This is a genomic window from Kitasatospora sp. NPDC056138, from assembly GCF_042264695.1.
Lineage (GTDB): Bacteria > Actinomycetota > Actinomycetes > Streptomycetales > Streptomycetaceae > Kitasatospora.
Genome location: NZ_JBHJVK010000054.1, coordinates 30,019 through 41,666, shown reverse-complemented (window position 1 = coordinate 41,666; position 11,648 = coordinate 30,019). Strand labels below are relative to the sequence as shown.

Here is an 11,648-nt window from a genome sequence, read left to right as displayed (position 1 = left end):
ACGGACGCGCCATGACCACGGACGTACTACTGCACACCGACGGCCGCGCCGCCCACATCGTGCTCAACCGGCCGCGGGCCCTGAACGCCCTCACCCACGACATGCTGCTGCGGATCCACCGGGCGCTCGACGCCTGGGCCGAGGACGCACGCGTCGCCACCGTCGTGCTGACCGGCGCGGGCGAGCGCGGACTCTGCGCCGGGGCGGACATCCGTGCCCTGCACGACGACGCCAAGCTCGGCGGTGCCCGGGCCCGGCAGTTCTTCCGGGACGAGTACCGGCTGAACTCCGCCATCGCCGGGTACGCCAAGCCGTACGTCGCGGTGATGGACGGCATCACCATGGGCGGCGGCGTCGGCCTCTCCGCGCACGGCGGGATCCGGGTGGTCACCGAGCGCTCCCAGGTGGCCATGCCGGAGACCAGGATCGGGCTGGTCCCGGACGTCGGCGGCAGCCACCTGCTCGCCCACGCCCCCGGTGAACTGGGCACCCACTTCGGCCTGACCGCCGCCTCGATGGGCCCCGGTGACGCCGTCCTGCTCGGCTTCGCGGACACCTTCGTCCCCACCGGCGCGCTGGCCGGCTTCACCGCCGCACTGGCCGGACGCGACGCCGCCGAGGCCGTGCACGCGTACGCCGCCGAGGCCCCGGCTGCGGAGATCGCCGGGCAGCGGGAGTGGATCGACAGCTGCTACGCCGCCGACACGGTGGAGGAGATCCTCGACCGGCTGCTCGCCAGCGGCGTACCGGAGGCCAAGGAGGCCGCCGAGCAGATCGGGGCCAAGTCCCCGACCGCGCTCAAGGCGACCCTGGCCGCGCTGCGCCGGGCCCGCGCGCACACCACGCTGGCCGAGACCCTGGAACAGGAGTACCGCGTCTCCTGCGCCGCGCTCGGCACCCCCGACCTGGTCGAGGGGATCCGCGCCCAGGTGGTCGACAAGGACCGCAATCCGCGCTGGCACCCCGCCGGCCTCGCCGGGGTCACCGCCGAGGAGGTCGGGCGGTTCTTCGCCCCGCAGCCGGACGGCGGTCTGGGGCTCACCGCCCGGCTCGGCTGACCTGATCGGCCGACCGGCCGGGCCGCCGGGGCCCGGGTGACCATCGTCTCGCCTGTCGAGACTGGCGCCCGGTGGCCCGGTCCGGGATTGTTGGCTCGTCAGGGCGGATGCCGTCGAGCTGTAGTGGGAGTCAGAGGCGATGACCGAGTACGAGACGATCCTGGTGGAGCGCAAGGGCCGGGTCGGGCAGATCACGCTCAACCGGCCCGAGGCGCTGAACGCGCTGAACAGCCGGTTGATGAACGAGGTCGTGGACGCCGCGAAGACCTTCGACCGAGACCCGGAGATCGGCGCGCTGGTGGTCACCGGTTCGGCCAAGGCCTTCGCGGCCGGTGCGGACATCAAGGAGATGCAGGACAACCACTTCCCCGAGGTCTACCTGGACGACTGGCTCGCCCCCTGGGACGAGCTCGGCCGGCTGCGCAAGCCGGTGATCGCGGCCGTGGCCGGCTACGCGCTCGGCGGCGGCTGCGAGCTGGCGATGCTCTGCGACATCCTGCTGGCCGCCGACACCGCACAGTTCGGCCAGCCGGAGATCAAGCTGGGCGTCATCCCCGGTATCGGCGGTTCGCAGCGGCTCACCCGGGCGATCGGCAAGGCCAAGGCGATGGAACTCTGCCTGACCGGCCGGATGATGGGCGCCGAGGAGGCCGAGCGGGCCGGGCTGGTCTCCCGCATCGTCCCCGCCGCCGACCTGCTCACCGAGGCGCTGGCCACCGCCGAGAAGGTCGCCGCGATGTCCACCCCGGCGGCCGTGATGATGAAGGAGAGCGTGAACCGGGCCTTCGAGACCACGCTCGCCGAGGGCGTCCGCTTCGAACGCCGGCTCTTCCACGCCGCCTTCGCCACGGCCGACCAGAAGGAGGGCATGGCCGCCTTCGCCGAGAAGCGCAAGCCGTCCTTCCAGAACCGCTGACCCCCGGGGCGCGGGCAGCCGCACGGCCGGTCACCGCACCGGCACACGGCCTCCCGCGCCCCGGTTCCGGCTGCCCGCGCACCGCCTCGGGGTGGCGGTGTCAACCCTCCAGCGGCACCACGGCGTTGATGCGGGCCAGCCCGGCCCTGGTGGCCGCGACCACCAGCCGGTCACCGGGTGCCAGCTGCCGCGCCCGGTCCGCGTAGTTCCACTGGTAGTCCTCGGGCCGCCGGGCGAGCCGTACGGCGATCACCCGTACGCCGCCCGGCTCCTCGATGTCGTGCAGGTTCCGGCCGACCAGCCCGGTGCCGTCCTCGGCGGTGAGTTCCGCGATCAGCAGCACGTGCCGGTAGACCGAGAGGGTTCCCAGCACGTCGCGGCCCATCAGGGAGGCCGCGAAGGCCGGCGCGGAGAGGTAGGAGACCGAGCGGGAGGCCACGTTGCCCAGGGTGGCGTAGACGTGGTGGGCGAAGTCGTCGTCGAAGAGCCTGACCACGATCCGCACCTCGCCGCGGACCGCCCGTGCCTCCAGCGCCGCCTCCAGGTTGGTCGCGTCGTCATTGGTCACCGCCACCACCGCGCGGCTGGACTTGGCCCGGGCGCGCCGCAGTTGGCTCTCCAACGGGCCGTCGCCCACCACCACCGGGATGCCCAGTGCCCTGGCGGCCGCGATCCCCCGCGCCTGCGGGTCCCGCTCGATGCAGACCACCGGCACCCCGGCCTCCCGGACCAGGGTCGCCACCCGGGTGCCGACATTGCCGAGGCCGACCACGATGACGTGGTCCCGGGTTCCCGCGCCGGGAGCCCTCGGCAGGCCGCGCCGCCCGGTGGAGAGCGCGTCCACCACGATCGCGGTGAGCACCGGGACGAAGGTGATCCCGCAGAAGGTGATGACCACCTGGGCCGCCCGCTGCCACAGCGCCCCCGCCTCCGCCACCCCGGGCTGGTCCGGCTGCGCGGCACCTGCCATGTCCAGCAGGGTGAAGTAGAGCGCCCAACCGAGGTGCCCGTTGAAGTACCAGATCACCATCGCGCCGACCAGCACCGCCACCATCGCGGTGATCAGCACCAGCCGCAGTCGGGCGCTGGTGAAGAACCGCAGCGCGTCCAGCACCCCCCAGCGCAGTCTGCTCCACCACGGGATGGGCAGCGGCGGTTCGCTGGTCAGCGCCTGGAGGGCGGCGATCCCGCCGGCGTCCTGCGGCTCGGGGCCGCCCGGCCGGCCGCCCAGCTCTATCGGCCCCTCCTCGCCGAACCGGCGGGCCAGCGCGATGAACTCGGCCGCCCGGCCGGCCGTGTCGGGCAGCAGCCGCAGCCGGCCCAGGTCCTGCCGGTCGATCCGGTCCGCGATCACGCAGATCTGGTTGGCGTGGATGTCCTCGTCGTACGCGACGTAGAGGTAACGGTCGCCCACCCGGACCGAGTTGGGCCGCCCGAGCGCACCGTTGGCGAAGGCGGGTGCGGCGGTGGCCGAACCGGACAGCGCCGAACCGTTGTGCAGCAGCCGCTCGATGTGCTCGCCCAACCGCTGGTTGAACATCCGTAACACCACGCGGATCCCGGGGTTGAGACCCTGGGCGTTCAGTGCGGCGTGGATGTTCTCCTGGTCCGAGGCGTCCACCAGCGCGACCCCCCGGGCGGCCTCCACCCGGGCGGCGCGCAGCGCCTCGTCCGTGATGGTCGCGTGCTCCAGGACGGCGGTGACGCCCGGCAGTTGCAGGATCTGCGGTCCGTGGTCCCGGCCGAGGTCCGGTACCAGGGCCACCACCGGGACGTCGTACTGCTCGATGAGCTCACGGATCAGCCGGTGCGCGAGCGCGTTCCCCCCGCACACCACGTAGTGGTTGGCGAACTGCTCGACCGGATCGGGCCCCCACCTCTCTTGAGTCATCGTCGGATTCTACTGATCCGACCTGTCCGCCGGGTGGCCTGCGGGCGACCGATCGCACCCGCGTTCGCACCGCCGACCGGCCGGGTCGCCCGCCGGCCGGCCCTACGGCCAGCCGACCTCGCCGTCCCGGACGGTCAGCGGTTCGGGCCGGTCCGACTCGTGGTACCTGATCCAGCCCACGTGGACGCTGCCGTCGGACCGCCGGTGGCCCGCACCGGCCCTGGTCGCCAGCCAGGCCAGCAGCCCGCCGACCCGGTCGAACTCGTCCGGGTGGACTTCCTGCCGGGCGGTCAGCACCCAGCCGCCGCTGGGCTCCGCCTCGCGCGAGAGCAGCACGGAGACGAGCGCTCCGGGCACCTTCAGCCCCTCGCCCTGCCGGCCCAGCAGGGGCGCGGGGTGGCCGTCGACGACCAGCCCGCCGGCCTCGTCCGCCACCACGGACGGGACGTCGGGCACGATGCTCAAGTTCTCCGGCATCGGCCCCAGCCCGAGGTGCCAGCGCAGCTCGGCGACCTCCGCCGCGGAGAGGTCGCCACGCAGGTCCATCGCGATCGAAAGCTCGAAGATGTCACCCATACCGGCAGACGCTACCGCCGGGGTACGACACCTCCGCCCCGGCACGGCGGCGGGCGGGCCCGGCGGACGGCGGGTGGATATCCGTTCGGCCGCGCGCCGATTGCTGCCCCTGCGTGGGCGGCCGAGACTCGGACCGACCGGCCGAGTCCGGACCGGGAACCCGAACGAGGCAGGGAAGGGACGTTCCCCCATGGCGGTCTGCGTGGTGTGCAACAACGACTACTGGCTGGCCTTCGAGATCCGGACGGTCACCGGCGACAGCTACGTGTTCGACAGCTTCGAGTGCGCCATGGAGAAGCTGGCGCCCCGCTGCGAGTACTGCCAGGTGCGGATCGTCGGGCACGGTGTCGAGGTCTCGGGCAAGTTCTTCTGCTGTGCGAACTGCGCCCGCCGCGACGGCGGCCTCGGTGAGCAGATCCGGGACGCGGTCGGCAGCCGGCCCGCCTGACCGCACGCACCGCCCCGGCTGCGCCGGCCGCCCGGGCCGTCCGGACAACTGGGCAACCGGGCAACCGGGCAACCGGGCAACCGGGCAACCGGGCAACCGGGTCAGCCTGTCCCTCAGTGCGGCGGGTCCCACCGGTCGCAGTACTCGACGTGGATCTCGCGGGCCCGGCCGAGGATGCCGTCGTTGGAGTGGAACTCCGTGCAGTAGTGCGGCTGCCCCGGGTGGCTGCGGACGTGGCCGGGGCCGTTCCTGGCGATGTCGAGGAAGTTCCGGGTGGTCTCCCTGAACGCCTTGGTGCTGCCCGTCATGAAGAGTGTCCCGGCGTGCAGGTGCTCGTGGAACAGGTCCCGGTTCTCCCGGTAATGGCGTGCCCGGTGGTCGACGGGGAGGTCGTACGCGTGGTCCGCTCCGGGCAGTTGCACGCTCTGCCGGCGGCCCCGGCCGAGCCGACCTCGCAGCTCCTTCCAGCGTGCGGGCGCGAACTGCAGCGAGTGGTGCAGCAGCACCAGGTCGAGCCGGTGCTCGCCGTCCTGCGGCCATCCGTCCACCGGAAGCGGATTGGCCCGCAGGGGCAGGTGCACCAGCGAGCGCGGCGAACGGGCGGCCAGCGCCCACAGCCCGCCGATCAGCCGGGCCGCGTCCTGGTCGAGGTAGGCGTTCAGGTACCGGTCGCGGTCCAGCAGCACGGCGCGGGCCGGCGGCTCGGCCGGCCGGACGACTCTGAACTCGTCCGCGCCGAGACGGACTTGGTGGACGGTGACGGGCAGTTTCATCTGTTCTCCGGGGTGCAGACGCACGATCCTCCGGCAACCGGGCCGACCCAGGCAAGTCCGCTCACCCGCCGTGGCCGCACCTCGCCCGGTGCCCCGGCCGCGCCGCAGCACTCCGGAGCGCGTGGTGGCGGGGGCTCACACCCGGGCGTGGGAGGTGATGTTCGGCGGTGAACTCCTCGATCATGGCGGGGGTCACCGTCGGCCGGCACTGGGCGATGGCGGACAGGTAGTCCCCGGTGGTCGCGCCCGCCTGGGCGGCCGGCGCCGCGGGGTCGGCCAGGTCGCGTTCGAAGGCGGCCTGGGCGGCGATCCGGGCGGTGTGCTCGATGTCGGCCGGGGTGAAGAGTTCGCTGGCCCCGACCAGGACGTCTAGGTCGATGTCGGCGCGGGTGGCGGCGTAGCGGGACCAGATGGCGGCGCGGGCGGCGGCGGCCCGCAGCCCGCGCCGGAACGGACAATCGGCGCGGGCAAACCGTACGGAACGCTGCTGGCTCAGCGGCCCGGCGGTGTGAAGGTGAAGCGCAACGACCTGACCCGGTTGTCGAAATTGGACGGGATCAGCTCCGGTTCGCCGACCGAGCGCAGGTCCGGCAGGCGGGTGTAGAGCTCGCGCAGCAGGACTTTCATCTCCTGGCGGGCGAGGTAGGCGCCGAGGCAGAAGTGCGGTCCGCCGCCGCCGAATCCCAGGTGCGGGTTGGGCGAGCGGGTGACGTCGAAGGTGTCGGGGTCGGTGAAGACGGCCTCGTCGCGGTTGGCCGAGCCGAAGAAGAGGACCACCTTGTCGCCCTTGGCCAGCGGCGTGCCGCCGGGACCGCCCAGTTCGTGCTCGGCGGCCAGGGTGCGGCGGAACTGGATGATCGGGGTCGAGTACCGGACGACCTCCTCGACCGCGTTCCCGAGGTGGGCGTCGAGGTCGGAGAGCAGCAGTTCGCGCTGGCCGGGATGGTCGGTCAGCAGGTGGAGCCCGTGCGCGAGCGCGTTGCGGGTGGTCTCGACGCCGGCGACCAGCAGCAGGGAGAAGAAGGCGCCCAGCTCGCGGGAGTTGAGGTGCTTGCCGTCGACGTCGGCGGTGACCAGCGCGGAGATCAGGTCGTCGGTGGGCCGCCGGCGGCGTTCCCGGCCGAGGGCGGCGATCACGGCCTGCATCCGGGCGAGGGCGCGCAGCCCGCGTCCGGGGACGCGCAGGCGGCTGCGGGCGACGCCGGTGTGCTCGGAGGCGTGGTTGATCTGCCGGAGGATCTCGCGGCGCTGCTGCTCAGGGACGCCCATCATGTTGCAGATGACCTGGTACGGCAGTTCGGCGGCGACGGCGGCGACGAAGTCGTCCGGGCGACGGGCCAGCACCTCGTCCACGATCCGGGTGGCCACCTGCCGGATGTCGTCCTCGACCCTGGCGATCAGGCGCGGGGTGAAGGCCCGGGAGACGATCCGGCGCAGGTCGGCGTGGCGCGGATCGTCCAGGTTGACCATGGAGTCACCGAACAGCGCGCGGACCCAGCGGGCCGGCTCTGGGGTGGTGACGCCGGGGGCGCTGACGAAGACCTCGGGCGTGCGGCTGGCGGCGACCACGTCGGCGTGCCGGACCAGGGCGTGGAAGCCCCTGCCGGTGCGCGGGTCGGTACAGAACTGCGGACGGTCCAGCGCGCGCAGGCGGGCGAAGGCGGCGGCCCGGTCCTCGGCCGAAAGGCTCCAGAACCCTGGGTGGGCGGGATTGGTCCCGCTGGATGGGCGGTCGGTGTCCGAGGCGATGCCCGCCAGTGCGCTCATGCGGCAGTTATCGTTCAGTTATCCGCGGAATGTCAAATTCCCGTTCACTTATGAATTCTAATATCTAATTACTTTCGGAAGTACGTCGCATTCTCGGAAGCGGGCCCCGCCGCTGCCTCTGCTTCTGCCTCTGCTTCTACCTCCGCCTCTGCCTCCGGTTCCGCCGGAAGCAGTTCGCGGACCAGCAGCGTCGCCCCGGCCACCGCGCCCGGCATCACCACGACCGTCAGCACCGGCACCAGGGCGAGCAGGGCCATCGGCACCCCGAAGCCCAGTGCCAGCCCCAGCCGCCCGCGCAGCAGGCGAATCCGCTCACGCTGCGGGACGCCGCGCCGCTGCAGCGCCACGGCGGTCAGCTCGACGGTGAGGAAGAAGCCGGACACCCCCATTCCGACCACCGGCACGACGGTCTGGCCGATCACCGGAACGAATCCGCAGAGGAACAGCAGCAGGCCGATCCCTGCCACCCGGACGAGCACCTGGAGGCTGTCACCGGCCGCCACGACGAGCTCCCGCCAGAACGACTGCCCGGGTGCGACGGGCGCGCCGCCCTCGGCCTCGTCCACCTTCGCCGCGAGCGACTCGTAGAACGGCTGCCCGATCAGCAGCGTCACCGCGGTGAAGCTGACCATCGCCAGCAGCAGCCCGCCCCCCATCAGTGCCGCCACGAACACCCCGCGCAGCAGGCCCTGCCACGGCGAACCCCAGCCGTCCGCGAACGGGGTCCCCCAGCGGGCCAGGTCACCCGACCAGACGGCGAGCGCGGTCAGTGCCACCACGTACCCCACCAGCGCGATCAGCGCGGGGATCATGCCGAACCCCCACCACCGGCCGCGTCCCGCAACCCACCGCTGGCCCTTGAACAGGAGGCCTACCCCCGCCGCAAAATCTCGCATGCGGGGAAGCCTACGGGGCGCCGTCCGAACCCCTGTTCCCGGCCGGTGACCTGCACCGCGGGCACCCGGCGGGCACATCGGACGCGGCCGTACGACGGGGCGTCCGCACTCGCGCCGCCGGCCTGCTGCTCCGGCTCCGGCTCCGGCTCCGGGAACGCCGCACTCCCGCGCAGTCGGAAACCTTCGGCGCCCCGGAGGCGCTGAAGCCGTTCCTGCCCGCCTTCCGGCGGGCCCGAGCCACCGCCCCGCCCCGGGGCGGGCGCCCCGGAGGTCCGGAGCCGCTGCGCCCGGCACCCGATCCGGCCTCCACGGGCCGCCTGCTTGGGATACCGTCCAAGCGGCGGCCCCGGACGTAGGCGCAGACGCAGGCGAGGTGCGGCAGTGGATCCACAGCAGATGCTGGCGGTCGCGGTCGAGGAGGCCAGGACCGGGCTCGCCGAGGGCGGCATCCCCATCGGCGCGGCACTGTTCGGCCCGGACGGCGAGCTCCTCGGCCGCGGCCACAACCGCCGGGTCCAGGACGGCGATCCCTCGATGCACGCGGAGACCGCGGCCTTCCGCGCGGCGGGCCGGCTGCGCGGCTACGGCCGTACCACGATGGTCACCACCCTCTCGCCCTGCTGGTACTGCTCGGGCCTGGTACGGCAGTTCGGGATCGGCCGGGTGGTGATCGGCGAGTCCCGCACCTTCACCGGCGGCCACGACTGGCTGGCCCGGCACGGCGTGGGGATCACCCTGCTGGACGACCCGGAGTGCATCCGGCTGATGACCGACTTCATCGCCGCCCACCCGGATCTCTGGTCCGAAGACATCGGCACCGAGCCCCTCGGCTGACCAGCGGGTATGCCGGAGCCCCGCGCACGTGCCCACGGCATACCCGCAAGTCCCCTATCCCGTCAGACAATTGATGGACAAGGACCAGTAAAGGCTGGGCGCTCGGCCTTGTCCCCGCCCGTGACCCGTCAGTAGCGTCAATGGCCACACCGCCCGGCTCAGCCGTCCGCGGTGCCGCCGTTGGCGCGCCCATTGCGTGTCATGTGCCTGCCACCGGCATCGGAGTACCCCAACTCCCGTACAGCGCGAAGACGCCGGCCCGCGGCCACCAGCCGCAGCCGCTCAGCACATGCCGAGATCCGTCAACACGGGCACGCGCCCGGACCGGCGAAACCCCACGCCGGACGGACGTGCCCTCGCCCCCACGGAGGGTCGACCCTTGCGCTTCCACTCCCCCAGCGGTCCACGCCTGCCCAGGCCCCGCAGACTGCTCGCCGCCCTGCCGGCCCTGGCGATGGCCGCCACCGGCCTGCTCGCCGTCGCCGCCCCGAGCGCGACCGCGGCCGGCCACTCGCCGGCCTCCGGCGTCGCCACCAAGCGGCTGTGCGCGGCCCCGAGCCACCCCGGCGAGATGGCCTGTCTCGCGCTGGCCCGCACCGACGTCGCACCGAAGCCGTCCCTCGCGCCGAACGCGACCCCCTCCGGCCTCGGCCCGAGCGACCTCACCTCCGCCTACAAGCTCCCGTCCTCCGCGGGATCGGGCGCCACGGTCGCCATCATCGACGCGCAGGACGACCCCAACGCCGAGTCGGACCTGGCGACCTACCGCTCGCAGTACGGCCTGCCGGCCTGCACCACCGCCAACGGCTGCTTCAAGAAGGTCGACCAGCGCGGCGGCACCAGCTACCCGACCGCCGACAGCGGCTGGGCCGGCGAGATCTCGCTCGACGTCGACATGGTCAGCGCGGTCTGCCCCAACTGCCACATCCTGCTGGTCGAGGCAGACACCGCCGACATGAACAACCTCGGCGCGGCCGTCAACGAGGCGGTCGCCCTGGGCGCGAAGTACGTCTCAAACAGCTACGGCGGTTCGGAGGACTCCACCGACCCGAGCTCCGACAGCAGCTACTTCAACCACCCCGGCGTCGCCATCACCGTCTCCTCCGGTGACTCCGGCTACGGCGTGGAGTACCCGGCGGCCTCCCAGTACGTGACCTCGGTCGGCGGCACCAGCCTGAGCCGCGCCTCCAACGCCCGCGGCTGGAGCGAGAGCGTCTGGGGCACCAGCTCCGGCGGCGACGGCGCCGGCTCCGGCTGCTCGTCCTACGACTCCAAGCCGAGCTGGCAGAGCGACAGCGGCTGCGCCAAGCGCACCGTCGCCGACGTCTCCGCGGTCGCCGACCCGGCCACCGGCCTCGCGGTCTACCAGACCTACGGCGGCAGCGGCTGGGCGGTCTACGGCGGCACCAGCGCCTCGTCCCCGATCATCGCGAGCGTCTACGCACTGGCCGGCACCCCGGCCGCCGGCACATACCCGGCCTCGTACCCGTACGCGCACGCCTCCTCGCTCAACGACGTGACCAGCGGCGCCAACGGCAGCTGCTCGCCGGCCTACCTCTGCCAGGCGGGCACCGGCTACGACGGCCCCACCGGCCTCGGCACCCCGAACGGCACCGCGGCCTTCACCTCCGGCGGCAGCACCGGCGGCAACACCGTGACGGTCACCAACCCGGGCAGCCAGACCACCGCGCAGGGCGGTTCGGTCAGCCTGCAGGTCTCCGCGAGCGACTCGGCCTCCGGCCAGACCCTCGGCTACAGTGCGAGCGGGCTGCCCACCGGACTGTCCATCAACTCCTCCACCGGTCTGATCACCGGCACCGCGACCGCGGCGGGCACCTACAACACGACCGTCACCGCGACCGACTCCACCAACGCGAGCGGCTCGGCCAGCTTCACCTGGACGGTCACCGGCTCCTCCGGCGGCGGCTGCACCGGGACCCAGCTGCTCGGCAACCCGGGCTTCGAGACCGGCAGCGCCGCGCCGTGGACCGCCTCCAGCGGCGTGATCGACAACTCCAGCGGCGAGCCCGCCCACTCCGGCAGCTGGAAGGCGTGGCTGGACGGCTACGGCTCCTCCCACACCGACACCCTCTCGCAGACCGTGAGCATCCCGGCGGGCTGCAAGGCCAGCCTCAGCTTCTGGCTGCACATCGACACCGCCGAGTCCGGCAGCACCGCCTACGACAAGCTCACCGTCCAGGCGAACTCCACCACGCTGGCGACCTACTCCAACACCAACGCCAACTCGGGCTACGTCCAGAAGACCTTCGACCTGTCCTCCTACGCCGGCAAGACGGTGACCCTCAAGTTCACCGGCGTCGAGGACTCCTCGCTGCAGACCAGCTTCGTCATCGACGACACCGCCCTCAACATCTCCTGACCCGACGCCAGTCGAGGGGCCGCAGCCAGGGGCTGCGGCCCCTCCGCGCGTCAGGACCACCGGGCGGCGGGGGCGTCCGGCGGCGGGATCTCCGGACGGCCGGAGACTC

Annotated in this window: 10 protein-coding genes; 5 read left to right on the top strand and 5 right to left on the bottom strand. The window is 72.9% G+C overall.

The genetic code is table 11. The features are described 5' to 3' along the window. Positions 1–11 precede the first annotated feature (11 nt). Both ACFC1R_RS27850 and ACFC1R_RS27845 read left to right on the top strand, forming a co-directional pair. On the top strand, positions 12–1,058 hold the full coding sequence (locus ACFC1R_RS27850) for an enoyl-CoA hydratase/isomerase family protein (RefSeq protein ID WP_375943138.1): 1,047 nt from the start codon (positions 12–14) through the stop codon (positions 1,056–1,058). Positions 1,059–1,197: 139 nt separating this feature from the next. Further along, the gene (locus ACFC1R_RS27845; RefSeq protein WP_375943136.1) at positions 1,198–1,974 is read left to right on the top strand and encodes an enoyl-CoA hydratase; all 777 of its coding nucleotides are present in this window, start codon (positions 1,198–1,200) and stop codon (positions 1,972–1,974) included. A 100-nt stretch (positions 1,975–2,074) separates the two neighbouring features. Here the strand turns inward: ACFC1R_RS27845 and ACFC1R_RS27840 are convergent, their stop codons facing one another. Together ACFC1R_RS27840 and ACFC1R_RS27835 are read right to left on the bottom strand one after the other, a co-directional pair. Next, positions 2,075–3,865, bottom strand: a complete 1,791-nt coding sequence (locus ACFC1R_RS27840; RefSeq protein ID WP_375943134.1) for an NAD-binding protein — start codon at positions 3,863–3,865, stop codon at positions 2,075–2,077. A 102-nt stretch (positions 3,866–3,967) separates the two neighbouring features. Next, positions 3,968–4,441 carry a hypothetical protein gene (locus ACFC1R_RS27835; protein WP_375943132.1) on the bottom strand — a complete coding sequence of 158 codons (474 nt, stop codon included), beginning with the start codon at positions 4,439–4,441 and terminating at the stop codon, positions 3,968–3,970. A gap of 190 nt (positions 4,442–4,631) precedes the next feature. Here ACFC1R_RS27835 and ACFC1R_RS27830 point away from each other — a divergent pair, with 190 nt between their 5' ends. After that, a complete protein-coding gene (locus ACFC1R_RS27830) occupies positions 4,632–4,889 on the top strand; it encodes a hypothetical protein (protein ID WP_045298398.1) in 258 nt (85 codons plus the stop codon). Between the two features lie 113 nt (positions 4,890–5,002). Here the strand turns inward: ACFC1R_RS27830 and ACFC1R_RS27825 are convergent, their stop codons facing one another. The 3 genes from ACFC1R_RS27825 to ACFC1R_RS27815 form a co-directional block, all read right to left on the bottom strand. Beyond that, positions 5,003–5,662, bottom strand: a complete 660-nt coding sequence (locus ACFC1R_RS27825; protein WP_375943130.1) for a hypothetical protein — start codon at positions 5,660–5,662, stop codon at positions 5,003–5,005. 492 nt (positions 5,663–6,154) lie between these two features. Then, complete coding sequence (locus ACFC1R_RS27820) at positions 6,155–7,429, bottom strand: cytochrome P450 (RefSeq protein WP_375943128.1); 1,275 nt, start codon at positions 7,427–7,429, stop codon at positions 6,155–6,157. 68 nt (positions 7,430–7,497) lie between these two features. Continuing rightward, positions 7,498–8,325: an EI24 domain-containing protein gene (locus ACFC1R_RS27815; protein WP_375943126.1), complete on the bottom strand. Its 828-nt coding sequence runs from the start codon at positions 8,323–8,325 to the stop codon at positions 7,498–7,500. A 396-nt stretch (positions 8,326–8,721) separates the two neighbouring features. Here ACFC1R_RS27815 and ACFC1R_RS27810 point away from each other — a divergent pair, with 396 nt between their 5' ends. Then, on the top strand, positions 8,722–9,159 hold the full coding sequence (locus tag ACFC1R_RS27810) for a nucleoside deaminase (RefSeq protein WP_375943170.1): 438 nt from the start codon (positions 8,722–8,724) through the stop codon (positions 9,157–9,159). 454 nt (positions 9,160–9,613) lie between these two features. After that, entirely contained in the window at positions 9,614–11,539 is a 1,926-nt protein-coding gene (locus ACFC1R_RS27805; protein ID WP_375943168.1) for a putative Ig domain-containing protein, read from the top strand. Positions 11,540–11,648: the final 109 nt, after the last annotated feature.

Excerpts from the sequence above, each read along its gene's own strand:
- ACFC1R_RS27805 (WP_375943168.1), top strand. The coding sequence starts at position 9,614 with ATGGCCGCCACCGGCCTGCTCGCCGTCGCCGCCCCGAGCGCGACCGCG.
- ACFC1R_RS27820 (WP_375943128.1), bottom strand. The coding sequence starts at position 7,429 with ATGAGCGCACTGGCGGGCATCGCCTCGGACACCGACCGCCCATCCAGC.
- ACFC1R_RS27845 (WP_375943136.1), top strand. The coding sequence starts at position 1,198 with ATGACCGAGTACGAGACGATCCTGGTGGAGCGCAAGGGCCGGGTCGGG.
- ACFC1R_RS27840 (WP_375943134.1), bottom strand. The coding sequence starts at position 3,865 with ATGACTCAAGAGAGGTGGGGGCCCGATCCGGTCGAGCAGTTCGCCAAC.
- ACFC1R_RS27830 (WP_045298398.1), top strand. The coding sequence starts at position 4,632 with ATGGCGGTCTGCGTGGTGTGCAACAACGACTACTGGCTGGCCTTCGAG.
- ACFC1R_RS27810 (WP_375943170.1), top strand. The coding sequence starts at position 8,722 with ATGCTGGCGGTCGCGGTCGAGGAGGCCAGGACCGGGCTCGCCGAGGGC.
- ACFC1R_RS27850 (WP_375943138.1), top strand. The coding sequence starts at position 12 with ATGACCACGGACGTACTACTGCACACCGACGGCCGCGCCGCCCACATC.
- ACFC1R_RS27835 (WP_375943132.1), bottom strand. The coding sequence starts at position 4,441 with ATGGGTGACATCTTCGAGCTTTCGATCGCGATGGACCTGCGTGGCGAC.
- ACFC1R_RS27825 (WP_375943130.1), bottom strand. The coding sequence starts at position 5,662 with ATGAAACTGCCCGTCACCGTCCACCAAGTCCGTCTCGGCGCGGACGAG.
- ACFC1R_RS27815 (WP_375943126.1), bottom strand. The coding sequence starts at position 8,325 with ATGCGAGATTTTGCGGCGGGGGTAGGCCTCCTGTTCAAGGGCCAGCGG.